The following is a 24925-nucleotide window of genomic DNA, read 5'->3' on the forward strand; positions in this document are numbered from 1 at the left end:
GCTACATAAAATAGATTCTTAAATCTTTCATAGAGCCCTCTTCCCCTTTGGGTTGAGGACTTTATGTTATTTCGATTCATGGAGTATGAACCGATGAATATTTTAGTTTTGGGTAATGGTGGTCGTGAACATGCACTTGCATGGAAAATCGCGCAAGACGATAAAGTAGCGAAAGTCTTTGTTGCACCGGGTAATGCTGGCACAGCAACAGAAAACAAATGCGAAAATGTTGCACTCAACATTTTAGACAACGCTGCAATCATTGCTTTTGCTCAAGAAAATGCTGTTGATCTAGTTATTGTTGGTCCAGAAGCACCCCTTGTAAATGGTGTAGTGGATGCTTGCCGTGCAGCTGATGTAAAAGTTTGGGGTCCAACTCAATTTGCGGCCCAGTTAGAAGGCTCTAAAGCTTTCGCAAAACACTTTCTTAAACGCCATAACATTCCAACCGCGTTTTATGATGTGTTCACAGAAGTGGATACTGCCAAAGCATTTGTTGAGAAAAATGGTGCACCAATCGTGATCAAGGCGGATGGTCTTGCTGCAGGTAAAGGTGTGATCGTGGCCATGACCAATCAAGAAGCATTTGATGCGATTGATGACATGCTGGCTGGCAACAAATTTGGTGATGCAGGTTCTCGCGTTGTCATTGAAGAATTCCTTGCCGGTGAAGAAGCATCGTTCATTTGTATGATTGATGGCGATAACATCTTACCAATGGCAACCTCACAAGATCATAAACGTATCTTTGAAGGCGACCAAGGCCCAAACACAGGCGGTATGGGTGCTTACTCTCCTGCTCCTGTTGTGACTGCTGACGTTTTTGAAAAAGCCATGAATGAAGTTATGCGTCCGACTGTTGAAGGTATGAAAAAAGACGGTCACGTATATACAGGTTTCTTGTATGCAGGCTTGATGATTGATGAACAAGGTCAACCTAAAGTAATTGAATTCAACTGCCGTTTTGGTGACCCTGAAACTCAACCGATCATGATGCGTCTAAAATCATCCCTAGTAGATTTGGTTCAAGCAGGTCTCGAAGGTAATCTTCCTGCTGAAGCAGAATGGGATGAGCGTAAAACTGTTGGTATTGTACTTGCATCGAAAGGCTACCCTGAAACGTCTAGCAATGGCGATGTCATTTCAGGTTTAGATACTGTTATGGAAGATGCGAAAGTATTCCACGCAGGTACGAAAGCCAATGAAAATGGCGACATTGTCACTGCTGGTGGTCGTGTACTTTGTGTGACTGCGCTTGGCAATACCATTGGTGAAGCACAAGCCAAAGCATTAGAACTTTGTGAAAAAGTGACTTTTGATGGTGTTCAATACCGTAAAGATATTGGTTACCGTGCGATTGCACGTGAAAATGCTTAATTGTTTTAAAGAATAGAGTAAGCCTAAAAAGCCCACATTTTCGTGGGCTTTTTTAATATGTTTTAGGTTCATTGGCTTTAATATCCAAGTATGATTTCAACAAGTTGATATTTCACACTAAAAACCTAGTTAGCTACAATCCCCCTTTAAATAAACCTTAAGCACATGTTTTTAAATAACTAAAAAATAATTTCGTATAACGTGTATTATGTTAATTTTAGAAAAATTAAAAACTAGGAGCTTTGTCTAACCAATCTTTGAAGTTTTTAAATTTTATATGATGTGGCATATCACCTAAATCAAAAACGAAAACTGATGGATCACCATTAATATCATCGCCATCAAAATATGCAGCCCAATCCAATAAACGTGCAAATGGCACTAAATTAAAACCCTCTTTTTTCCTGCATTCGTATGCTAAAGCCCCTGATTCTGTTCTTGCATCAATAAATTCCCAATTTCCAATATTAATGTCATTACTATTCTCACTGATCTCTGCAAATAGCGAAGGATAACTAAAATGATTTGGTAACTCTTGATCAGAATAAAGTGAAAAAACTGAGGTAGTTTGAGTAAATATCTCTCCCATTTTTTCTAGAGGATTTGCCCACTCTAAAATTAGAGATGTTACTGAATCAGACTTATCTGGAGATATGTCACCTTGATATTTTTCTATTGAATTTCTTTTCAGGAATTCACTAATTTTTACTTCACGTTGATCATCATTTAATGCATCTAAAATAAAGTTAGTCATATCATGTAGATGCTGATATTCATATTCATTATTTAAATCGAATTTTGGATTCCATATATATTTTAATATATCTATTACTTTATCTTTCACCTTATATCTCAATCAAATTTATATTATGTTGATTCTATCAAATACCTTGAAACTAGTTTTTATTTAACATAATGGCGCTTATACGAAACGCATTTTAAAATATTATTGTTTTTCAGATAGTTAAAGATTTTTGACCGGTCTGAAAAACAGCAAAAAACCGACTTGGAAACAAGTCGGTTTTTTTATGAGCATTTTTGGCATATATGGCTAATAACTTTGTTTAAAAAATAATCTTTTTTAAGTTTTCTCTGATTTCTCAAGGCATTTATTTCTTGAATAATTCACAAACTCTTCGAAATAATATTTCGTATAAAACTTGCTTTCACTCTTACCTCTATTATTGCTTCATTAATAAATTCACTATGTAGTTTCATCCTGAATTCACCCAACAGACCTTCATAAAAACCCTAAGAACAAAGATCTAAAGCTTTAAGACATAATATGAAAGTTTAGAATTTTTACTTATCCATTTTTCATCTTTGTATTTTCAAAAAACTTATATACAAGCTAAATACATAAAATGCTCAGTTTTATTAATTTCAATAAAATTAATCTATTGTTTTATGGATTAATTTATAAAAAATTTAAACTTTCTTATGCAAAATAAAGCTAAGTATAAGATTTATAATCACTATTACGCATATACATTTATTGCTATGATGAGGCAAATTTTGATTGAGTAAAAAAGCATTCTCGTTAATGAATACAATGATTTAAAAATTTTATAATTGTTTTAAATCACTATTCGACAGATTGCTGATTGCATAGCGTAATTTGTAAATTATATAGTGCTGCACATCTATCAGAGAAAATTTTGGACATGATGACTGTCATCATGCCTTCGTTCTATACTGATTTCGACTTAATCTCTCTAATAAATTATTCGTAAATTTAAAGCCAAAATTAAATTTACTTGGGATGAATACATGAAAAAGCTCCTTGGACTTGTTTTAGGTTTAACTGTTGGCCTAACTGGCTGCTCTAAACCAGAAGCGCCTGCAACTGACGCTGCAAAAAATGATACCGCAAAAGAACAAACTGTAGTAATGGCATCAACGGGTTCAGACGCAGATATCTGGCGTTTTATTGCTACATTACCTGAAACCAAGCAAGCAGGTATTAAGCTTGAAGTGAAAAACTTCACTGACTATGTTGCCATGAATACTGCGGTAGCCAACAAAGAAGTCGATATCAATGCATTCCAGTCATATGCTTATTTGGTAGCATTCAATGCATCAAATAAAGACAAGATTGCACCGGTGTCTACCACTTACCTTGAGCCAATGGGTATTTACTCGAGCAAAGTAAAAAAAGTTGAAGAATTTGCCAATGGTGCGACCATTGCTATTCCAAACGATGCAGCAAATGAAGCACGTGCCCTGCTACTTCTTCAATCTGCAGGTCTGTTAAAACTTAAAGCTGACTTTAATCCTGCAACAGGCACTCCAAACGACATTACTGAAAATGCTAAAAAAATCGTAATTAAACCGATTCAAATGGCAACCGCTGTTCGCGTGAAAGATGAAGTAGATGCGATTGTTTTAGGGAATACGCTAGCGCTTGAAGGTGGCTTGAACGTGCTGAAAGATTCGATCTACTATGAGCCAGTAGACCAAAGCACCAAGTTAAATGTAAATATTTTAGCGACTGCTGAATCACGTAAAGATGATCCTCTACTACAAAAAGTAGGCGCGTTGTATCATACCGAAGCTGTGAACAAATATGTTCAAGAACACTTTGGCGGCACTAAGGTTGATGTAAATAAACCAATTAGTTATTTAACTGAAACAAAATAGTAATATAATCATCTAAACCAAACAGGCAAAGTCATTTTGCCTGTTTTTTATTTTCTGCTTAGTGTTTGACGATATGATTGAATTTAAAAACATTTCAAAGCACTATCAGCTAAAAGGTCAAACCATACGTGCTCTGGACCAAATTAATTTGGAGATTCCAGAAGGCAGTATTTTTGGCATTATTGGCTATAGTGGTGCAGGTAAGAGTACCTTAATTCGTTTGATTAATTTACTGGAACGACCGAACGAAGGTCAGATGATTATTAATCAAAAAGATTTTACCGCTTTGGATGCACGCTCATTACGTCAAGAACGTGCAAATATCGGTATGATCTTTCAACACTTCAACTTGTTGCAGACCAAAACTGTGGCAGCAAATATTGAAATGCCATTGAAGCTTTTGGGTGTAAGTAAGGCTGAACGTGAAAAGCGCTTAAATGAATTACTTGAGTTTATTGACCTTAAGCATAAAAAAGATGCTTTCCCCGATGAGCTTTCGGGGGGGCAAAAACAACGGGTCGGTATTGCCCGCGCGCTTGCCAATCATCCTAAAATTTTACTCTGCGACGAAGCCACTTCTGCGCTTGATCCGCAAACCACCAAATCTGTTTTGGCTTTGCTCAAGAAGATTAATCAAGAACAAAATATCACCATTGTGATGGTGACCCATGAAATGGATGTGATTGAGACGGTTTGTGATTATGTCGCGGTAATGGAACAAGGCAAAGTGATTGAAACCGGTTCCACCCTGGAAATTTTTAGTCAGCCGCAGCATCCCACCACTAAAAACTTTATTCAAACGGTGCTTCGACAACAGTTACCAGTCAATATTTTAAACAATCTCGAAAATCAGAATCACAACAGTATTTATTGCCTACAGTTTTTAGGCAAATCTGCTCAAGAAACTGTGGTACAAGCAGTAATTAAGAAATTTGATATTAGCTTAAATATTTTGTTTGCCAATATGACTGAAATTAATGGCACCGTGATTGGACAGATGTTTATCCAATTGTTAGGTAATCCAGAAATTATTCAGCAAGCAATTGAATATTTAGAACAAAATGGCGTGAAAGTTGAACATTCAGGAGCTCAAGTATGAGAGATTTAATCGTACAATGGCTCACTGAACTGACTGCACCGTTTTGGCAAAGCTCCCTGTCGATTGACCAGTTCGTTACGGCATTGCAAGAAACCTTTCACATGGTGTTCTTTGCGATGCTGTTCGGCGGAATTTGGGGCTTTATTCAAGGTATTGTGTTATTGGTCACTCGACCTGAAGGGATCCTTCCCAATCGTGCGGTTTATCATATTCTCAACCCGATTGTGAATGCCCTCCGTTCACTTCCATTTATTATCTTGCTGATTGCGGTTATTCCACTAACTAAATTTTTAGTCGGTACTTCAATTGGCACCTGGGCAGCGATTGTTCCACTGACCATCTACATTGGTCCATATATGGGACGCCTGATTGAAACGTCTTTACTTGAAGTGAATGAAGGGATCGTGGAATCTGCTCAAGCGATGGGTGCCACCCCATTACAGATTATTTTCAAGTTTATTTTGCCTGAATCACGCAGTTCGCTGATTTTGAATTTAACCACTGCGACCATCAGTTTAATTGGCGCAACCGCAATGGCGGGTGCAGTCGGTGCCGGTGGTATTGGTGATTTGGCGATTTCATATGGCTATCAACGCTTTGATACCAGTGTGGTGATTTTAACCGTGATTGTGCTGTTGCTGTTGGTGCAAATTGTTCAGACTGTGGGTGAATGGCTCGCCAAATTAAGATAATTTAAGATAAATCTTCATCAGGTCAAAGCTTTAAAACCCTCAGTTAGAGGGTTTTTATTTGGCAAAAATATTCTGATTAAAAATAATGCAATTTCATATTTTATCAATAAAAACATCAATTACGGCCCATATTATGATCAAAAATCTACTTGAAATTTGGTAAATATTAAGCCATTCCCACATTCAGAGCATGCTAAAATAGCCGTCAGTTTTTGCAGGGACTCATTTATGCACTTTGTTCATCTTGGTATACATACAGAATTTTCAATTACGGAATCGATCGTACGTATACCTGATCTTATTAAAGCTGCAGTGAATGATGAAATGCCAGCTTTGGCATTAACAGATCTATCCAACTTGCATGCCGCAGTTAAATTTTATAAAAAATGCTTGGATAAGGGCATCAAACCGATTATGGGCAGTGTCATTCGCCTGAATGATGCAGGCCACAAAGTAACGCTGCTTTCCATGACCAATAAAGGTTGGCGCAGTCTGACCGAAATCGTTTCGCGTGGTTTTATTGAGGGTCAGCAGCTTGATATTCCCTGCGTAAAAAAAGACTGGGTGCTTGAGCAGAGTCAAGACATCATTGTGCTGTTAGGCATGCATAGTGACGTTGGCAAAATGCTCAACTCATCGAATCCGCAAAAAGCTGAAGCATTATTAGAAGAATGGATAGAAAAATTTGGCAATCGAGTTTATTTAGCCCTCACCCGTACCGACCGTCCCGATGAAGAAAGTTTTATTGCAGGTGCGGTTAAGCTGGCCCAAAAATACAATATTGGGGTTGTGGCCCATAATGATGTGCATTTTATTGCAGCAACCGACTTCGAAGCACATGAAGCACGGGTCTGTATTGCCGATGGTTATGTCCTTGGTGATAACCGTCGCCCACGTTATTACACGCCTGAACAATATTTCAAAACTGCCGAGGAAATGACTGAACTATTTTCAGACATTCCCACAGCGATTGAAAACACTTATCACATTGCCAAACGCTGTAATGTCAGCTTGCGTTTAGGCTTCAATGACCTTCCCGACTTTCCCGTTCCAGAAGGTCATACCATTGATACCTTCTTTGAGTATATTTCTAAAGAAGGCTTGGAAGAACGCTTAAACTTCCTTTATCCCGTTGAAAAACGGGATGAAGACTGGCCTGAAATTCGTAAGGTTTATGATGAACGTCTAGCCTACGAGATTGGTACGATCCTGAACATGGGATTCCCGGGCTACTTCCTGATTGTAATGGACTTCATTCAATGGTCCAAAAATAATGGCGTACCGGTAGGTCCGGGACGTGGTTCAGGTGCGGGTTCACTGGTTGCCTATAGCCTGAAAATTACCGATCTCGATCCTCTGCGTTATGACTTGCTGTTCGAACGTTTCTTGAACCCTGAACGTGTTTCAATGCCCGACTTTGACATCGACTTCTGTATTGCAGGTCGTGATCGGGTGATTGACTATGTCGCCCGTAATTACGGACGAGATGCAGTATCACAGATTGCCACTTTCGGAACCATGGCCGCGAAAGGTGCCATTCGAGATGTTGCGCGGGTACTGGGTAAATCTTATGGACTTGCAGACCGTATCTCCAAGTTGATCCCGACCAAACCCTTAGGTGTAGACCTTCGTGGTGCCATCGACATGGAACCCCAACTTAAAGATATCGTCACCAATCCATCCAATCCAGACAATGATGATGCGGCTGAAATCTGGGAAATGGCGCTGAAACTTGAAGGCATTACCCGTAATACCGGCAAACATGCCGGTGGTGTGGTGATTGCACCTGGTAAAATTACCGACTATTCAGCCGTCATGTGCGATGCAGACGGAACTAACCGTGTTGCCCAATTCGATAAAGACGATGTTGAATCAGCCGGTCTGGTCAAGTTCGACTTCTTGGGTTTGCGTAACCTGACCGTAATTGAAGATGCAATTCAAAATATTAATAAACGCATTGGGCCGGAAAAAACCGTGGATATTGCGCATATTCCGCTAGACGATGCCAAAGCCTATTCGATATTCGCAAATGCCAATACTACTGCGATCTTCCAGTTTGAATCCGTCGGCATGAAAAAAATGCTGAAAGAGGCGCGTCCAAGCAAGTTCGAAGAAATTATTGCTTTCGTATCCTTGTACCGTCCAGGTCCCATGGATCTTATTCCTGACTTTATCCACCGTATGCATGGCGGTGAGTTTGAATATCTGCATCCGTTATTGGAAGGCGTACTTGAGCCGACTTACGGGATCATGGTGTATCAGGAACAGGTCATGCAGGCTGCACAGTACTGTGCCGGTTATACCCTCGGTGGCGCGGACATGTTGCGTCGCGCCATGGGTAAAAAGAAACCTGAAGAAATGGTCAAGCAGCGTCAAATCTTTATTGAAGGTGCTGCAAAAAAAGACATTGATGAAGCGACAGCCAACCATATTTTTGACTATATGGAAAAGTTTGCAGGGTACGGTTTTAACAAATCACATGCGGCAGCTTACGCCTTAATTGCTTACCAAACAGCATGGTTAAAAGCCTATTATCCGTCTGAATTTATGGCAGCAGTACTCACTTCGGAAATGCAGAATACCGACAGTATTGTATTTTTGATTGATGACTGCCGAATTAATGGCTTAGAAGTGTTTCCACCTTCTATTAATATGTCTTTTTACCAGTTCCATGCCAGTGATGAAAAAACCATTGTTTATGGTCTGGGTGCCATTAAAGGCGTGGGTGAAGCAGCTATGCAATCGGTGATTGACTCACGTTTGCAGGATGGTCCTTACAAAGATTTATTCGATTTCTGCCACCGTATTGATTTGAAAAAAATCAATAAACGGACTTTGGAAGCCCTCATCCGTTCAGGTGCTCTAGACTGTTTAGGCATTGATCGTGCCAGCATTATGGCGCAATTGCCTGAAGCGGTTCAGGCGGCTGACCAGGCACGCTCTAATCGCGAAACCGGAATTATGGATTTATTTGGTGAAGTTGAAGAAGTTCAACGCAAACCGTCTAAACCAGTAAAACCATGGTCAGATGAAGTTCGTCTAAAAGGCGAAAAAGACACGCTTGGCTTGTATCTCACCGGACATCCAATTGATGTTTATCGTCCAGAGTTAAAGTCTTTTATTCCTGTACGAATTAATGAATTAACCCCGACACGTCGCGGTGTCACCACGGTATTTGCCGGATTGGTGGTGGATATTGCCAACTTCCCGAACCGGATGATGGTGACTCTGGATGATGGTACGGCACGGATAGAAGTTTCTGCCAATCATGAACGCTTCCAGCGTTTTAAAGATGTCATTCAGGCCGACCGTGTGGTGGTGATTGAAGGCGAAATCTATGAACGTGAAGGTTATGATCGTCCAATGGGACGCTTAACCAAAGCCTTTAGTCTGAATGATATTCGTCAGAAACGTGCCAATAGCATTCAAATTAAACTGAACAATGAACATCTGAGCAAAACCTTGAGTCAGGATTTACAAAAAATTCTGCTGCCATTTTGTAATGTCGATATGTGCAATCATATTCCAATGCAATTACAAATTGATTATCCCTACGCTTCTGCGGAAGTTCACTTGGGACTGAATTGGAAAGTTGCACCGCAGGATGAGCTGCTGGCAAAATTGCGCGATTATTTTGGTAAAGATGTCATCCATATTGAATACCAGGTGAAATCCAAAGCCGCCAAGGCTGCGCATCATGCTAAGCCCGCATACATTGCACCGCCACCTGCCAATATCAGCATGGATGATGCGATGGATATGTATCAGGCTGAAGCCAATCAATATTCTTAATTTTTAAATATTTAAATTCAAATCGGACACATTATGAGTCAAGTTGACAATGCTGTTGTTTCAGCACATCTCTCCCATGTGCGTATTGTCATGGTCAATACCACTTTACCTGCGAATATCGGTAGTGCCTTAAGAGCAATGAAAACCATGGGTTTATCCAAGCTGATACTGGTTGAGCCTAAGACCTATCCGCACCCGGACATCAATGCTTTGGCGGCAGGTGCAGTCGATTTAATCGAACAGATTGAAATCGTCCCTACTTTAGAAGACGCGATTAAAGACTGTCATCTGGTTTTTGGTACCAGTGCCCGTAGCCGTACCATTCCTTGGCCTTTGCTGGATGCCCGTCCTGCTGCGGAAAAATCACTCAATGCAGTTGTCAAAGATCAACAGGAAATTGCCATTATATTTGGTCGTGAAGACCGTGGCTTGACCAATGAAGAATTGGCGATGGCCAATTATCACGTCACTATTCCAGTCAATAACGATTATGGCGTACTCAATGTTGCCCAAGCCATTCAGGTGATTTGCTATGAAATGCGTATGGCTGCGATGGCATTGACTGAGCAGAAAGAAGATCCTGAAGCCACCATGCATGTGACCGATGAAATTGACATGCAGTGGGATGAGCCATTGGTCACGCATGAACAAATGGAACAATTCTACCCGCATATTGAAAAAATGCTGGCAGAAATTGAATTTATGGATCCAAAAAATCCACGTTTATTGCCTTTACGCTTGCGTCGTCTATTTGGACGTATACAATTAGACCGTATGGAATATCATTTACTTCGCGGCATATTCACGCGTGTACAAGCGATAAATAGCGGTGAATGGAAAAAATCTACAGACAAAACAACAGATTCTTCAGAGGATCAACCTAATGCTTAAACAGCTGAAAGAAGATATACAGGCTGTATTCGCGCGCGATCCTGCAGCTCGAAACACCTTAGAAGTTCTAACGACTTATCCCGGCATTCATGCGCTGATTATGCATCGTATTGCCCATGAACTTTGGCAAAAAGAGTGTAAAGGCTCTGCTCGCCTACTGTCTTCTTTTAGCCGTTTTGCCACAGGCATTGAAATCCACCCAGGTGCGAAAATTGGTCGTCGCTTTTTTATCGATCATGGCATGGGTGTGGTAATAGGTGAAACTGCCGAGATTGGGGATGATGTCACGCTTTATCACGGCGTAACACTCGGCGGAACCACCTGGAATAAAGGCAAACGTCATCCAACCCTGGAAGATGGTGTAGTGGTGGGTGCCGGTGCCAAGATTCTTGGACCATTTACCGTGGGTAAAAACTCCAAAGTCGGTTCCAATGCAGTCGTGACCAAAGAAGTTCCGCCAGATACCACGGCTGTTGGTAATCCCGCCCGCTTTATCACCAAAGACAAACCGAAAGATGCTGAAGAAGCACGTCGCCGAGATTATGCAGAGAGCATTGGTTTCCAACCGTATGCGGCTACCCAAGATCAGTCCGATCCTATTTTAGACGGTATGCGTGTTCTACTGGATCGCATTCAGCATAATGAAAAACGCATGAACAGTTTATGCCAGCGTTTATCTTTACTCGATCCTTCATTTAAAAAACAGCAAGATGAACAGCCCTTTAGTGTTGAAGAGCTTAAAATTATTGAAGATGTGCGCCGTGAATGTGAAGCACAAAGTAGTCAATCCAAAGCCTAAAGTACTTATCTAAATCTTAACACGCCATAACTTGCATGTTCGTCAGAGTTTTTTTAGACTGACGAACATGCAAGTGGGGTTTGTTGACACTTCATCTATGTTTGCGACGGTGCATACTTTTAGCTCATATGAAATGAAGCAGGATATTTACTCATTCTAAATGACTGCTTCGTAACGATATAGCAGCAAACTCTAATCAATTTTAAAATTAAATGAATGGATGACCTATATGACCCTTAAGCCTTTGGCATGTACATTAATTGCTGTATCTTTATTATCCGCGTGTAGCACGACACCTAAAAAAGATGAAAAGCCGACTAGTCCAATTATTTTCACTGAACCTGATTTGACTGCACCATTCTATGCACTGAATCCATTTAACTACGATGCTCCACCTCCATTTGAAATTGCATTAAAACAAGCTGCAGCACAGCCTGTGACTAAGATGGAAGTCAATCTTCAAAGCGATCCTTCTAAGAAAGTAACGCTAGATGTGAATAAGCTGATTATTCCAACCGTGAACAGCAATGAGCGTAATTTAAAATTTGCCGTACTTGCGGGCGAAAATGAAATTGATGTCACTGAAATTGATGACTTCTTACAACTGGTTGAAGGTAAAGCACGTCATTACCCACCTCGTTTTACTGAGCGTCAAGAACGTAAAGGGTTTGAAGCAAAGCTAAGAGAACTGACTCAACAACTCGATACATTAGCATCTCGAGACAATGCGTCTTTTGATGTTCTGATCCGTGCATTTAAAGCCAGCGTGATGGCGCGTAACCTGGACTTGGGTTCAGTCTACACCACTAAATCTTTAACCTATGCACAACGTATTTTAAAAATTAATAAAGAAGATGCGGAAGCAAACTTCTGGTTCGGTTTTGGTTTATCTGAAGGTGGTGGTCAGCGTGAAGCGATTCCTTATTTAGATAAAGCGATGAAAGCGGGTGTTCAAGAAGCCTATCTCTCTGCGGCAAATAACTACATTGCCATGGAACAAAAGAAAAATGCGATTCAAACTTTGAAAAACTACAAAGTAAAGTATCCTCAAGAAGCTGAAGTGGCTGACCGTTTAATTGCTGAAATTGAAAAGCAAGGTCGCTGGAATGTATGGCAAATCCTTACTCCACCTAAAGCATCTTAATTTTTAAGTAATGATTTAAATAGGCCGTCCAGTACGGTCTATTTTTATTTGGGTGAATTGAAAATTAGAAGAATTATCGTATGATGAATGAAAATTCAAACAAATACTTATTGCAGACTATTATTATGCCAAAACAGATATACACAGTTTTATTTGCTGCGCTATTCAGTAGTTCTCTGCTGACAGGATGTCAAATCGTAAGTGTTAAAAACCAAGCCATCAACGTCACCATCGCCAATGAACGAGAAAGCATACTCACCCGCAACAAATTGAGTGAAGCCAGTTTAAACGTGCTTTCAATGACAGGTCGTGAAGCAAAAATCTGCTCTGATGAACCTGAACAATGTGTGCAGGAACTGCAACAAATCCCCCAAATTCAAGATGAACAATTATTATCTACTGCTAGTGAAGTCTACTTAGCCAAAGCCTTAACCTTTGAAAATTCAGGCGATTGTAAGGTCGGCATATTAGCTGACACCAAGTCACAAGAAAAACAACAGCTCCAGCAAGTGACTTATGATAAATGTTTGGACCAACAGCTTTACATGTTGGATAAAAGTATTCGATACAGTTATGCCTACATGTTTAAAACAAAACGCGGCCCCCAAGACCGTATTTTTGATAACAGGCAGGTTCAAATTCGTGACTTTTACAACTTAGCTTTGGCTAAATTGGTTTCGGCTTATGCGCTGCGTCACAAAACTACGGAAGTTGAACACCGGATCAAAGTTGGAAAAAGCATCTACAGCATTAACTTTGATTATTACCCACAGCTTAAAGAACAAAAAATTGAGCAGTTACTTTCAAGTTATAACCTGAATTTTTCAGGGTTACGTTCGATTAACCGCCGTGATGGTTTTGGTTCAGAATTTGTCGTCGTTTTACCGCAAGTTAAAGATGATATTGGCGAAGGTAAAAACAAATATATTATCGACCCGATGAATTTTAGCTACAAAAATGGCATCAATCCGAATATTCATCAGGCCCGTTATTTGGCAGCCACGATTACCGCTCAGCCAAAATCTGCGACCAATATTGAGGACATTTTAAATAAGTCAGAGTTTGAAATAAAAGCCTTTGATCCTTACAAATATGAAAAAGTAACCATGGCCGGTAAGACCTACCCGCTTGCAGGTAACTTTTCGACTCCCTATGGTTTATGGCTGGCACAAAATAATCTAGGCAAAGCTGCCTATTTAACCCTGATTGATCGTGATGATCATCTCACCATGCCGCATTTATACATGCTGGAGCCCTACAACCCGAATAAAAAAATCATTGTTTTGGTGCACGGTCTAGCCAGTAGTCCTGAAGCATGGATTCGACTGACTAATGATATTATGGGGGATGCGGTACTGCGGGAAAACTTCCAGGTTTGGCAAGTATTCTATTCAACCAATATGCCGATTATTGAAAGTCGCTTTCAAATCTATGCCCTTCTTAACCAAGCTTTTGTACAGGTTGATGCCAAAGCACCAGCCAAAAAAGATGCAGTTCTGATTGGACATAGTATGGGTGGTATTATTGCCCGGTTATTGGTAAGTGATGCAGATGTGACCAAAAAAGCCTTAGCCATGATGAAAAATCGCCAGTTAAATAAATATCAAAAATTACCAATCGTTTCACAACGCTTGGTCATGAAGGATATTCCTAATTTTAGTCGTGCAATTTTTCTCGCATCACCGCATAAAGGAACCGATTATGCAGATCGCTGGTTTACCAAGGCAGCACGTAAAATTATTCGTATACCTGGTGCCTTCCTGTCTGCGATCGGTGACAGCATACAAAACCAGGATCTGGACGTTAAAGAACTATTAACCCAGATTGATCATGGTCTTATTCAAAATGGTCCAAGCGACTTAAGCCATCAATCAAAATTTATGGAACTCACTAAAGATATTACTCCACGTAAAGGTCTTATTTTCCACTCTATTATGGGCAATATTACCAACAGTGAGGATCTGAATATTATTACCGATGATATTGTGCCGTATAAAAGCGCCCACTTAGATGGAGCTGTTTCTGAAAAGATCATTAAAGGCGGACATTCTATTCAAGAAACACCAGAAGCCATTTTAGAATTACGTCGAATATTGCGTCTCCATCTCATCCAATTAGGTTTACATAAACCTTAAGGACGAAGATTTATCAATTTCAGTCGATCATGTGGATAAAGCATTGTCGACTGATCTACTATTCAATTTGGTATAAATATATTTGCTTAGGCTATTTTAAGGATCATTAAAATATTTAAAATCTAGCCTATTGATTTTTATTACAGCTATATTCATCCACCCTTAATATCCTTATAGAAAAACAAAAAAACTGTTTCCTCATTTTTACGTATTTATTGCAAAGCATTCTTCTCTACTCATGCAAATTTGATAAGATAAGCCACTCGAATGAAGTTAAGTTTTTTAATGGACATGGCTGGCCAGAAAATCAAAAAATATAAGCTGAATGTCTTAGTACTAAATTGACTTATCTTCATGCAAAAAATTGAAATTGGTGAGACAGCCAAGTTTTTAGTGATCTAGATTTATTCAAATATTTAAGGATTTTACCTCAATGAGTTACCCGGAAATCATGGCTGATCTTTCCACTTTAACGCCCATGATGCAGCAATACATGAGCGTCAAAATGCAGCATCCTCACTCACTCATGTTTTACCGTATGGGTGACTTTTATGAGTTGTTTTTTGATGATGCTCATAAAGCTGCCAAATTACTGGGGATTACTTTAACCCATCGTGGCAAGGCCAATGGTGAACCGATTCCTATGGCGGGTGTACCTTACCATGCCGCTGAAGGTTATTTGGCACGTCTGGTAAAGAAAGGCGAAACCGTTGTCATTTGTGAACAGCTCGGTGAAGGCGAGAGCGCAGGCACTCGCGGTAAGGCACCTATGGAACGTGGTGTCGTTCGAATTATTACGCCGGGTACACTGACTGATGATGCGCTGCTTAATAGCCATCAATCTTCCAATCTGGTCGCGCTTTGCATTCAACAAAACCAAATTGGTATTGCGTTGTTAGATTTAAGCGCAGGTATTTTCAAAGTCCAACAACAAGACTTTCAACATGAGCAACTCGCGATTGAGCTTTCTCGCTTAATGCCAAGCGAAATTCTGGTTGATGAAGATATTGTTGATCCCAATATTATTGAGCAAATCAAAAAGCAACTTGAGTGCCCGGTCACCAAGCGTCCAAATGTCGATTTCAACGTAAATAATGCGCAAAAAACCTTATGTGATCAGTTGGCCGTATCGACACTGTCAGGTTTCGGGATTGATCATTTACCGCTTGCGAAAGCTGCGGCAGCCGCACTGATTCACTATGCCAAAGAAACCCAAAAAACGGCTTTACCGCATATCCGTTCCATTCAACTGGAACAAAGCAGTGACTTTATTGCCTTAGATCCAGTCACGCGTCGCAATTTAGAGTTAGTCGAGCCATTGTTTGATCATGGAACATCGCTGTTTCAACTGATCAATGACTGTCAAACTGCGATGGGCGGGCGTTTACTCAGCCGCACCTTAATGCAGCCGCTACGTGACACTAAACTGCTTGATGCGCGCCTTGATGCAACTGCAGCGATGCTCAATGGCTATCATGAATCACCAATTCGCTTGGTCCTGAAAGACATTAGTGATATTGAACGTGTGCTCAGTCGCATTGCTTTAGGCAGTGCACGTCCACGTGATTTAGTCCAATTGCGTCAAGCCTGTGCGCAAATTCCTTTATTACGCCATGCCATTCAGCCGATTACTCAGGCAAAGCAATCTAGCTTAATTCAGCAATTAGATCATGAATTGGGTGATTTTAAAGGGCTATACCAACGCCTGATGTCCGCTATTGTTGAACACCCTCCGGTATTACTACGTGATGGCAATGTCATTGCAGAAGGTTTTGACAGTGAACTGGATGAACTTCGTAAAATTCGTGATCATGCCGGTCAGTTCCTGATTGATCTGGAAACTCAAGAGCGTGAAAATACTGGGGTTTCAACCCTGAAAATTGGTTATAACCGTGTTAGTGGCTACTACATTGAACTGACCCGCGCGCAAGCTGAGCAGGCACCCGATCACTACATTCGTCGCCAGACCTTAAAAAATGCAGAGCGCTATATCACGCCAGAACTCAAGTCTTTTGAAGATAAAGTGCTATCCAGTGAATCGCGTGCGCTGGCACGTGAAAAAATGTTATTTGAAATGCTGCTGGATGAATTACGTCAAGACATCGGCAATTTACAAATGATGAGCAGCGCGATTGCGCAGATTGACATGCTGGCTAACTTTGCTCATCAGGCGCGTTTACGCAACTGGTCGCGTCCAGAATTCAGCCCTGAAATTGGGGTTAAAATTATAGCCGGTCGCCACCCTGTAGTTGAAGCATTAAGCAAAACAGCTTTTACTCCAAATGATACAACTCTAGATTTTAACCACCGTATGGCTATTGTCACGGGGCCCAATATGGGCGGTAAATCGACCTTCATGCGTCAAACTGCACTGATTAGTTTATTGGCCTATTGTGGATGCTATGTACCGGCCAAATCTGCAGTATTAGGTCCAATTGATCGGGTCTTTACCCGTATTGGTTCAGCGGATGATTTATCCACCGGCAAATCGACCTTTATGGTTGAGATGACTGAAACCTCACAAATTCTGCATCACGCCACCAATCAGTCTTTGGTATTAATGGATGAGGTAGGACGCGGTACCAGTACTTATGATGGCTTATCTTTAGCTTGGGCTTGTGTAATTGACTTAAGCAAACGCATTAAATGCCTATGCTTATTTGCGACCCATTATTTTGAACTCACTGAGCTCGGCAAAGAATCTGGCATCGATAACTACCATGTTACCGCCAAAGAATTAAATGGCAATTTAATTTTATTGCATAAAGTTCAGCATGGACCAGCCAGTCAAAGTCATGGTCTGCAAGTGGCGAAATTAGCCGGTATTCCTGCCAGCGTCATTAAAGACGCCCAAAATCGCTTAAAGATTTTGGAAAAACAGCAACATCATCAACTGAATAAAGCGGTACAAAATGATTTATTCAGTGTGGCGGATAAGTCTTCCATTCAGGTGATTGAACGTGTTGTGGAAGTGGAAAAAGATGTGCCTGCGCTGAATCTATTAAGAGCTTTAGATGTCGATAATCTTTCACCCCGTGAAGCACTACAACAAATTTATGCTTTGAAAGATGCGCTAGAGGCTTAATTTAAAACCGTCCTGAATATGAAAAAGACTTCTAAACAGGAGTCTTTTTCATTTATAACCCACTTTTAGGCAGATATTCAGGTTTTATTAAAATTAACAGCCCTATATATAACAAATATCAATAAAAGCAATTGTTACTTACATGCATTTTTGCCTAAAATACAGCAAGAGTAATTAGAACCATATTTTTTAGGTAGCTGTCGCCATGACCTTTGTTGTCACTGAAAATTGTATTAAATGTAAATACCAAGACTGCGTAGAAGTTTGTCCAGTGGATTGTTTCTACGAAGGTCCGAATTTCCTCGTCATCAACCCTGATGAATGTATTGACTGCGCACTGTGCGAACCTGAATGCCCTGCGAATGCTATTTTCTCGGAAGATGAATTACCAGAAGGTCAAGAAGTCTTTATTGAACTGAATACTGAACTTTCACAAAAATGGCCAAATATCACTCAGATCGGTGATCAGCCTGCTGACCGTGAAGAATGGAATGGTAAAACTGACAAGTTACAATACTTGGAAAAATAACAGTATTTTTAGACTAAAAAAAAGATCAGCAATTGCTGATCTTTTTTTATACCTAAAACACACATTTGATTGCAATATTTTCAAATTTTATCCCTTAATTTAGATTAAAATAGTACAGGTATTTATAAATATTTGATTTCTATAATGAAGCATTTTCTAAAGGGATTAATCGGGTTCAGTTTAATCCCGCTTGTCATGATTGGATGTACGACATCTCCTCAGAAACAAGGACGTACCAGCACGACTCCCGATGGAAAAAGGATCTTCATTCCACAAGAACGCATCATCATTGAACGCCCTATTCCGCCTAAAACAGTTCCTTATGCTTATAATGCTTGGGTGGCTATAGGCGATAATTTACGACGCGTGCGTGAATATGAAGTGTTTCTTGAACGTAATGGCGTGGGCAATATCATTCCCAGTTTTGAACTGATGCGTACAGCACGTGATTGGCAAAAATGCGCCCGTTCACAATACATGATTCCAAACCGTGAATTGTGGGACAATCAAATTTCGACTTTGCGTGTATTTAAATATCTGGTTGCAGCTAAAGTTCTCACAGACTTTGAAGTCACTTCAGTTTACCGTGATTTACCACTGAATCAGTGTGCGGGCGGGGCAAACTCATCTCGTCATTTATTTAACTCTGCCATCGATTTCCGTATTGGACCTGCATATCCTCAAGCTGAAGACTACGCCTTCATCGAAAATTCAAAATTCAAATTATGCCAATTCTGGGCGCAACATGGTCAAAGCCTGAATATGGGACTTGGACTCTATGCTTCAGGTCAAATCCATATTGATACCCAAGGTTACCGTACTTGGGGACCTGATTTATCGCGTCATTCATCTATGTGCAATTACTAGAAGCTAGTTCAGATAAAAAGAGATCTTGAGGATCTCTTTTTTATTGCCCTATTTTCAATAAACCTAAACGATAAATTGCACTCTGAATGGAAAGGTTTAAAATGCTTGCATCGCAACAAAGGTGACGAAACTATGCAAAAAATGTGGACAGAGATTGATGCCTACATCGATTCACATTTAATTCCAGAAGACCCTATTCTTCTACAGACTTTAAAAAACACCGAAGAAAGAGGTTTTCCAGATCACCTTGCAGTCGCTCCCAATCAGGGCATGCTGCTGCAAATGCTCATTCAGATGAACAAGTGTAAGCGTGTACTCGAACTCGGTACTTTTGCAGCTTACAGCACCATATGGCTGGCCCGTGCCCTGCCTGAAGATGGGTATATCTTAACCATTGAAGGTCGCGATACACATGCCGCTTTGGGTCAAGAAAACATCGACAATGCCAAACTTCCGCAAACGGTAGACCTGAAAGTTGGACGTGCAGCTGATGTATTAAAAGCCTTGCCTGCTGACTTCGAAGCTTTCGATTTTATCTTTATTGATGCTGATAAACAGAGTTACCCTGAATATTTAGAATTAAGCCTAGACTTGTCTCATTCGGGAACCATTATTTTCCTTGATAACGTAATTCGTGCTGGCGATATCATCAATCCTGAAAATCACAAACCCAGTATTGAAGGTATCCGCGAGATGTTTGTCGCTTTACAAAACCATCCCCGAATCTTGTCTTGTACTGCATTGCAAACCGTAGGCAGCAAGGGCCATGATGGCTTTGCATTGGCCATAGTGAAATAATTTGACACAAAGATCAAAAAACAATCGCAGTGTTTTTTTATTTATTTATTAGCAATTTACACAGACTGTCCATATAGTTATCCACAAGTTATGCGGATAACTATGACCAATTTTTAAGCATCCTTTATAAGCAACACTTTTGCTTATTTTACAACCAATAACGGTACAGTTGAATTTCGGAAAATAGTCGTTGCAACACTGCCCAAAAAGAACTGGTGAATTTTGCTGTGACTAAATGCACCGAGTACAATCAGCTGTATCTCATGTTCACTTTGATATTCAAGTATATTTTCAGAAACATCGCCATAACGATATTCCATTACCACATCAAGCCCGGCATCACCTAAATATTGTGCTGGTTCATTCAATATTTCTGGATGATCACCCACATAGAGTACATGACACTGTAACAGTCTTAACAAATCACTTTGTGCAATTCGTTTCATTAAATTGACGCAGGTGGGTGAATATTCATAAGCAAAAATAAAGCGCGTCGGTGGCTTAAAGTTTTCACCTACGGTCATTACGGTACAATTTACCCCGCGAATAAAGTTTTCAACATTACTGCCAATTGGTTTATTCCGCTCTGCAGACCGCTCCCCGACTCGACCAATAATCGCAATGTCGTCATCTCTAAGCACATTAAAACTTTGCTCTAAAAAATCGCCTTTTTCTTGTAGATGTGAGGCATTTAAACCATACTTTTGCTGAATCAGTTCGCTAATATGATCGAGTAGATTATTACTATAATTGAGTGCCAATTCACTTTGTTTCTGTTCAAGTTCAGCCAGTTCTTTCAGTAACATTGCATTACTTTCAAACCCTATCACCCCACTTATTTCCCCCAAGTGATAACTGGCAGGGTAATAATCTAAAACCTGTAATAACACCAATTCACGCTGGGTCTGCTTCGCAACCCATGCTGCAGCTTCAGCAACTGCATTTACGCATGGAGAAGAATCAATACAAGCGATTACACGTTTCATTTTATTTTCGCCTCGCTTTTCGCCGTTGAAGGCTTTAAGTCTCTTTATTACTTTTAACTTAGCATATCTCTTTCCTACTGTGCATGCTTTTATGTAATCACAACTTACGATGATATCTATCTTAATTTTATTAGAATTTTTTAATCCCGATAACGAATAAATCTGGCAGGATTGCCTGCAACGATGGCTCTGGGTTCTATATCTTTAGTCACCATACTATTCATTCCCACCACGGCATGCGATCCAATGCTTATGCCATCCTTCACACCGACATGTGCCCCCAGCCAAACATCTTGCCCAATCTCTATACCCCGTGAACGTACGGGTTGTTGGTAAATTGGCTGCTCTAACTCCATACCATGATCAAAGGCATACAAATGACAATATGCAGCGATCCGGACCTGATCATGTAGCTTAATCCCCATACGTCCGCCATCAAGAATGCAATGATGGTTAATCGCAACTTCATTGCCTATTTCCAAGGGTCCATGCAAAGTACAATCTGCTGCAATAAAGGTATTGTCCCCAATCAAAATTTTTCGGCCCGGCTCAGCAAAAATATGCGCCAGAGGTGAAATAAAACAGTTTTCCCCAATCTCAACCGTTTCCATTTGCATTAAATAGGCTTGATATTCTTTTTGCCATGCTTCGGCCCAATCCCGGTTTTTCGGTTTTAATGACCAATATAACCACGGCATATAATTCAAACGGTGCTTATGCTGTTCACGATATTTTAACAATGGATCTTGTTCAGTCATTCTGTGGTTCTTCTACAATTTTGAGTTGTTCACGACCGCGCGTCACATCCTGAATTTTTAATGACAAGGCTTCAATTTGATGAATTTGTAGTAAAGCTTCAACCTCTACCCCCGTTGCGGTATAGTCTGCTTTAAATTCGATTTGCTGTTGATCGAGTTCGTATTGAAAGATCGACCATTCATTAAACTGACAGGCAAAACTGACTTTTTTCTTTTCAATCAGTTCAATTTTTTCAGCCAGTAATAAACATTGTCCTGCACAGCCACCATAAGCGCGAACCAAGCCACCTGTTCCGAGTTTGATGCCACCGTACCAGCGATTTACCAGAACCAGAATATTGGTTAATTCATTGCCTTCAATAGTGGCTAGAATAGGTCTTCCCGCGGTTCCCGATGGCTCACCATTATCATTAAAACGGACATTGTGTCCAATTTTCCATGCCCAACATTGATGTGTTGTGGTGAGATCTTTATGAGTCTCTAAAAAATCCTTTACTGCCTGTTCACTTTCAACAGGCACAGCAATGGCTTGAAAGCGACTTTTTTTGATGTCTTCTTCGAAAGTAACGGCTGAGGTAATCGTAAAGGGCATAAATCTAACAATAAAAAAATCACTGTAAAATTATAACGTGTTTTAAAGCATCTGCAGACAATAAAAAAAACCTCCTGTAAGAATTGCGCAATTAAATTAGCCTGTTCAGCTACAAGCTTTGCCTGCTGGACATTAACAGCAACCCCACTTTTCACCTAACCAAAATCGTATAGCATGTAGGCGGTATTGAGACCAATGAGTTGGCGTCCACGCTCCCCGGAAGTTAAGTCTCCGGTCGACAAATCTACCTGAAAGCTGTGGATAAGACCCAGCTTTGGCAACATTAATATAAGCATCCTATGCAGCTAAAACTCAGATACTCTGTGAAACATTTGGACTACGCTGTAATGCTCGAAGGATGGTTTTATTGAAGCTTAATTGAGTAACATAACAGGCTCAAACATCGGTTGATTCTTGGAAAAAGCATGTGTTCGATCTGTACCTTGTATTAGAGGTAATTCCTGAAATTTAGCGGTATCCAATTGAAAGTTACTGAGAGCATGAATATCGGATTTATTGTAGTTTTCATTGGATTTAGGAACAAAAATTTGATTCATCCCCGACTTGAGCGATTGCATGAAATCTTTTGAACTGTCTGCCTGTGCATAGCTGATTTGTGTAGAGATATATTGCATATCAAACACTGCATGCTTCTTAGCAATAACTTCTGACACAAATCTATCTTGTTGTTTTGATTCTTTAGCATTATTTGAATGATAATTTTTATTATATGAATATTTAACGTACTTTATAAAGAACACTTCTATTTTTGTAACGTAATTATTGTTTTAATACTTATTACATATAAAGATGATCTTGTCATTTATTTATAACAAGATCATCTTTTATTTTGAACATTTTTTAAACTTTTTAAACCGTAAAATCATCACCTAAATACACTTGGCGCACTGTTTCATTTTCAAGTACTTCTTGCGGTGTTCCTTCTGCAATCACGGCTCCTTCACTGACAATATAAGCACGCTCACAAATCGCGAGTGTCTCGCGTACATTATGATCAGTAATTAAGACTCCAATCCCCCGATCTTTTAAAGTACGAATAATGTCTTTGATATCGCCTACAGAAATAGGATCGACCCCAGCAAAAGGCTCATCGAGTAACATAAACTTAGGATCCGCAGCCAAGGCACGGGCAATTTCAGCACGACGACGTTCACCACCCGAAACACTCATCCCTAAAGAATCTTTAATGTGGGTGATTTTAAAATCAGCCAGCAAGTCATTTAAACGCTGTTGGCGTTGCTGCTTGTTTAAATCCTTACGGGTTTCAAGAATCGCCATAATATTTTCAGAAATGGTCAATTTTCTAAAAATAGAAGCTTCCTGCGGTAAATAACCAATCCCTTTACGGGCCCGTTCATGCATGGCCAAATCAGACAAATCAAGATCATCTAAATAAATCTCGCCTTTATCCATGCGGACTAAACCAACCACCATGTAGAAACTCGTGGTTTTACCTGCACCATTTGGCCCAAGTAACCCGACAATCTGCCCACTTTGCATCTGAAAAGAAACGTCCTTAACCACCCATCTTTTACTATAGTTTTTTGCCAGATGTTTAATACACAGGGTTTGTGGTTGATTTAACGACTGATCCATTAATCACGTGCTCCCGGGAACGATTTTGAGCTGGAAGATGGAATTACAATTTGTACACGGCCTGATGAAGAACCTGTGCTATTTGGAGTCCCTGTAGCCTCAATATCACCCTTATTCATACTATATTTCAGGGTATTACCACGAATGCTTGCCCCATCTTGCTGTAACGATGCGCTGCCAGACAAGGTAATAATGCCGGTTTGGGCATTATAAAGAATCTTTTGTGCCTGCCCTTTGGCTATACCTTTATTGACATCTACTTTTTGCTGAAAACGCGCAGGACCACCTGTCGCGGTAATGGTGCTGATTTCTTTTTGACTATTCAAATTGGCAACAATGGAATTAGCCTGCAATTTCATTGTGCCTTGCTCGATGATGACATTACCCGTATAGGTCGTGACACCTGTTTTTTCATTATAAGTTGCACGGTCAGCCACTAGGGAGATAGGCTGATTTCTGTCAGAAGGAATTGCAAATGCCGTTGCCGATGAGAATACAACCAAACCGACTAAAGCTGCTTGCTGAAGCAAGGTTTTAGAAAATGTAAGCTTAAGATTTTGGTTCATATTTTCCTCGAATATTAAAAAATTCGTATTGACCGGTATTAAAATTGGCTTTCAAACCTTGGCTTACAAATTCAGCTTGCGGAGATTGCACAATTACTTGTTTATTGGTTTCAATTTCACGAGTTTTAGGGTATCCAGTCAACTCTGTGGTTCGAAACTGCATTTTGCCCTGTTGCATCAACTTTACCGCTAATACATCTCCAGACAAAACAACGCGCTCATTATCATCATAACCATTCGCGACTTTGGCATAGAAAGTAGCATCGACTGCGCCATCTTTATACATAGACGCATTCAGATTGGTGAGTTTTGAGGTTTGTTTTTGCATGTCCTGTTCAAGACGATCGACCTGAGCACGGACATACAAATGACCGTTATCATCAGTTTGGGTAAGATTAATTTTTTCAGCGGAATAGGTCATACTCCTGGCTGAATCAACCTCAAGTTTATTGCCCTTACCGCTGTAATAGTAGTAACCACCACTTATAGCTGCAATGGCTATAGCAGTTACGTATAAAACTTTTGTATCCATAAGTGTGGTACTTAACTCAAATTAAA

General features: G+C 40.2%; 21 protein-coding genes. 13 read left to right on the forward strand and 8 right to left on the reverse strand.

Going from position 1 to position 24925, the window contains the following annotated elements; genetic code table 11:
• The first annotated feature begins 93 nt into the window (after window positions 1–93).
• Window positions 94–1377, forward strand: a complete 1284-nt coding sequence (gene purD / locus ACP69Y_RS05480; protein ID WP_425916852.1) for a phosphoribosylamine--glycine ligase — start codon at window positions 94–96, stop codon at window positions 1375–1377.
• A 226-nt stretch (window positions 1378–1603) separates the two neighbouring features.
• Here purD and ACP69Y_RS05485 read toward each other — a convergent pair whose 3' ends face one another.
• The gene (locus ACP69Y_RS05485) at window positions 1604–2221 is read right to left on the reverse strand and encodes a hypothetical protein (RefSeq protein ID WP_425916854.1); all 618 of its coding nucleotides are present in this window, start codon (window positions 2219–2221) and stop codon (window positions 1604–1606) included.
• 926 nt (window positions 2222–3147) lie between these two features.
• Between ACP69Y_RS05485 and ACP69Y_RS05490 the strand changes: the two genes are divergently transcribed.
• From ACP69Y_RS05490 to ACP69Y_RS05545, 12 genes are all read left to right on the forward strand, one after another.
• Window positions 3148–4017: a MetQ/NlpA family ABC transporter substrate-binding protein gene (locus ACP69Y_RS05490; RefSeq protein WP_131214626.1), complete on the forward strand. Its 870-nt coding sequence runs from the start codon at window positions 3148–3150 to the stop codon at window positions 4015–4017.
• Between the two features lie 73 nt (window positions 4018–4090).
• Complete coding sequence (locus tag ACP69Y_RS05495) at window positions 4091–5116, forward strand: methionine ABC transporter ATP-binding protein (RefSeq protein WP_425916856.1); 1026 nt, start codon at window positions 4091–4093, stop codon at window positions 5114–5116.
• Window positions 5113–5808 (forward strand): methionine ABC transporter permease, encoded by a 696-nt coding sequence (locus ACP69Y_RS05500; protein ID WP_067724507.1) that lies wholly within the window; start codon window positions 5113–5115, stop codon window positions 5806–5808. The genes ACP69Y_RS05495 and ACP69Y_RS05500 overlap by 4 nt, the downstream gene beginning before the upstream one ends.
• Before the next feature lie 228 nt (window positions 5809–6036).
• Complete coding sequence (gene dnaE, locus ACP69Y_RS05505) at window positions 6037–9600, forward strand: DNA polymerase III subunit alpha (RefSeq protein ID WP_425916859.1); 3564 nt, start codon at window positions 6037–6039, stop codon at window positions 9598–9600.
• A 33-nt stretch (window positions 9601–9633) separates the two neighbouring features.
• On the forward strand, window positions 9634–10491 hold the full coding sequence (locus tag ACP69Y_RS05510; RefSeq protein ID WP_425916861.1) for an RNA methyltransferase: 858 nt from the start codon (window positions 9634–9636) through the stop codon (window positions 10489–10491).
• Window positions 10484–11290 (forward strand): serine O-acetyltransferase, encoded by an 807-nt coding sequence (gene cysE / locus ACP69Y_RS05515; protein WP_424619356.1) that lies wholly within the window; start codon window positions 10484–10486, stop codon window positions 11288–11290. Before ACP69Y_RS05510 ends, cysE begins: the two co-directional genes overlap by 8 nt.
• A gap of 229 nt (window positions 11291–11519) precedes the next feature.
• Complete coding sequence (locus ACP69Y_RS05520) at window positions 11520–12434, forward strand: ABUW_2363 family tetratricopeptide repeat lipoprotein (protein WP_425916863.1); 915 nt, start codon at window positions 11520–11522, stop codon at window positions 12432–12434.
• A 125-nt stretch (window positions 12435–12559) separates the two neighbouring features.
• Window positions 12560–14569: an esterase/lipase family protein gene (locus tag ACP69Y_RS05525; RefSeq protein WP_425916865.1), complete on the forward strand. Its 2010-nt coding sequence runs from the start codon at window positions 12560–12562 to the stop codon at window positions 14567–14569.
• Window positions 14570–15002: 433 nt separating this feature from the next.
• Window positions 15003–17654, forward strand: a complete 2652-nt coding sequence (gene mutS / locus ACP69Y_RS05530) for a DNA mismatch repair protein MutS (RefSeq protein ID WP_425916867.1) — start codon at window positions 15003–15005, stop codon at window positions 17652–17654.
• A 205-nt stretch (window positions 17655–17859) separates the two neighbouring features.
• Entirely contained in the window at window positions 17860–18183 is a 324-nt protein-coding gene (gene fdxA, locus ACP69Y_RS05535) for a ferredoxin FdxA (protein WP_053580096.1), read from the forward strand.
• Window positions 18184–18327: 144 nt separating this feature from the next.
• Entirely contained in the window at window positions 18328–19050 is a 723-nt protein-coding gene (locus tag ACP69Y_RS05540) for a peptidase M15 (RefSeq protein ID WP_425916869.1), read from the forward strand.
• Between the two features lie 132 nt (window positions 19051–19182).
• Window positions 19183–19848 (forward strand): O-methyltransferase, encoded by a 666-nt coding sequence (locus tag ACP69Y_RS05545; protein WP_425916871.1) that lies wholly within the window; start codon window positions 19183–19185, stop codon window positions 19846–19848.
• A gap of 143 nt (window positions 19849–19991) precedes the next feature.
• On the opposite strand, the gene ACP69Y_RS05550 is transcribed toward ACP69Y_RS05545, so the two are convergent.
• From ACP69Y_RS05550 to lptC, 7 genes are all read right to left on the reverse strand, one after another.
• Window positions 19992–20834 (reverse strand): universal stress protein, encoded by an 843-nt coding sequence (locus ACP69Y_RS05550; protein ID WP_425916873.1) that lies wholly within the window; start codon window positions 20832–20834, stop codon window positions 19992–19994.
• Between the two features lie 140 nt (window positions 20835–20974).
• Entirely contained in the window at window positions 20975–21592 is a 618-nt protein-coding gene (locus tag ACP69Y_RS05555; RefSeq protein ID WP_425916875.1) for a DapH/DapD/GlmU-related protein, read from the reverse strand.
• Window positions 21585–22184 carry an IMPACT family protein gene (locus ACP69Y_RS05560; RefSeq protein ID WP_425916877.1) on the reverse strand — a complete coding sequence of 200 codons (600 nt, stop codon included), beginning with the start codon at window positions 22182–22184 and terminating at the stop codon, window positions 21585–21587. The genes ACP69Y_RS05555 and ACP69Y_RS05560 overlap by 8 nt, the downstream gene beginning before the upstream one ends.
• Before the next feature lie 374 nt (window positions 22185–22558).
• Window positions 22559–22858: a hypothetical protein gene (locus tag ACP69Y_RS05565; RefSeq protein ID WP_425916879.1), complete on the reverse strand. Its 300-nt coding sequence runs from the start codon at window positions 22856–22858 to the stop codon at window positions 22559–22561.
• 196 nt (window positions 22859–23054) lie between these two features.
• Window positions 23055–23801: an LPS export ABC transporter ATP-binding protein gene (gene lptB, locus ACP69Y_RS05570; RefSeq protein ID WP_425916881.1), complete on the reverse strand. Its 747-nt coding sequence runs from the start codon at window positions 23799–23801 to the stop codon at window positions 23055–23057.
• Complete coding sequence (lptA, locus tag ACP69Y_RS05575) at window positions 23801–24367, reverse strand: lipopolysaccharide transport periplasmic protein LptA (protein ID WP_425916883.1); 567 nt, start codon at window positions 24365–24367, stop codon at window positions 23801–23803. The genes lptB and lptA overlap by 1 nt, the downstream gene beginning before the upstream one ends.
• Window positions 24351–24899 (reverse strand): LPS export ABC transporter periplasmic protein LptC, encoded by a 549-nt coding sequence (gene lptC / locus ACP69Y_RS05580; RefSeq protein WP_425916885.1) that lies wholly within the window; start codon window positions 24897–24899, stop codon window positions 24351–24353. The genes lptA and lptC overlap by 17 nt, the downstream gene beginning before the upstream one ends.
• Between the last annotated feature and the right edge of the window lie 26 nt (window positions 24900–24925).

This window comes from Acinetobacter sp. TSRC1-2 (assembly GCF_049895885.1).
Classification (GTDB): Bacteria; Pseudomonadota; Gammaproteobacteria; order Pseudomonadales; family Moraxellaceae; genus Acinetobacter.

Bases quoted from the DNA above. Each gene is read 5' to 3' on its own strand.
- purD (WP_425916852.1), top strand. From the start codon at position 94: ATGAATATTTTAGTTTTGGGTAATGGTGGTCGTGAACATGCACTTGCA.
- ACP69Y_RS05490 (WP_131214626.1), top strand. From the start codon at position 3,148: ATGAAAAAGCTCCTTGGACTTGTTTTAGGTTTAACTGTTGGCCTAACT.
- ACP69Y_RS05495 (WP_425916856.1), top strand. From the start codon at position 4,091: ATGATTGAATTTAAAAACATTTCAAAGCACTATCAGCTAAAAGGTCAA.
- ACP69Y_RS05500 (WP_067724507.1), top strand. From the start codon at position 5,113: ATGAGAGATTTAATCGTACAATGGCTCACTGAACTGACTGCACCGTTT.
- dnaE (WP_425916859.1), top strand. From the start codon at position 6,037: ATGCACTTTGTTCATCTTGGTATACATACAGAATTTTCAATTACGGAA.
- ACP69Y_RS05510 (WP_425916861.1), top strand. From the start codon at position 9,634: ATGAGTCAAGTTGACAATGCTGTTGTTTCAGCACATCTCTCCCATGTG.
- cysE (WP_424619356.1), top strand. From the start codon at position 10,484: ATGCTTAAACAGCTGAAAGAAGATATACAGGCTGTATTCGCGCGCGAT.
- ACP69Y_RS05520 (WP_425916863.1), top strand. From the start codon at position 11,520: ATGACCCTTAAGCCTTTGGCATGTACATTAATTGCTGTATCTTTATTA.
- ACP69Y_RS05525 (WP_425916865.1), top strand. From the start codon at position 12,560: ATGCCAAAACAGATATACACAGTTTTATTTGCTGCGCTATTCAGTAGT.
- mutS (WP_425916867.1), top strand. From the start codon at position 15,003: ATGAGTTACCCGGAAATCATGGCTGATCTTTCCACTTTAACGCCCATG.
- fdxA (WP_053580096.1), top strand. From the start codon at position 17,860: ATGACCTTTGTTGTCACTGAAAATTGTATTAAATGTAAATACCAAGAC.
- ACP69Y_RS05540 (WP_425916869.1), top strand. From the start codon at position 18,328: ATGAAGCATTTTCTAAAGGGATTAATCGGGTTCAGTTTAATCCCGCTT.
- ACP69Y_RS05545 (WP_425916871.1), top strand. From the start codon at position 19,183: ATGCAAAAAATGTGGACAGAGATTGATGCCTACATCGATTCACATTTA.
- ACP69Y_RS05550 (WP_425916873.1), bottom strand. From the start codon at position 20,834: ATGAAACGTGTAATCGCTTGTATTGATTCTTCTCCATGCGTAAATGCA.
- ACP69Y_RS05555 (WP_425916875.1), bottom strand. From the start codon at position 21,592: ATGACTGAACAAGATCCATTGTTAAAATATCGTGAACAGCATAAGCAC.
- ACP69Y_RS05560 (WP_425916877.1), bottom strand. From the start codon at position 22,184: ATGCCCTTTACGATTACCTCAGCCGTTACTTTCGAAGAAGACATCAAA.
- lptB (WP_425916881.1), bottom strand. From the start codon at position 23,801: ATGGATCAGTCGTTAAATCAACCACAAACCCTGTGTATTAAACATCTG.
- lptA (WP_425916883.1), bottom strand. From the start codon at position 24,367: ATGAACCAAAATCTTAAGCTTACATTTTCTAAAACCTTGCTTCAGCAA.
- lptC (WP_425916885.1), bottom strand. From the start codon at position 24,899: ATGGATACAAAAGTTTTATACGTAACTGCTATAGCCATTGCAGCTATA.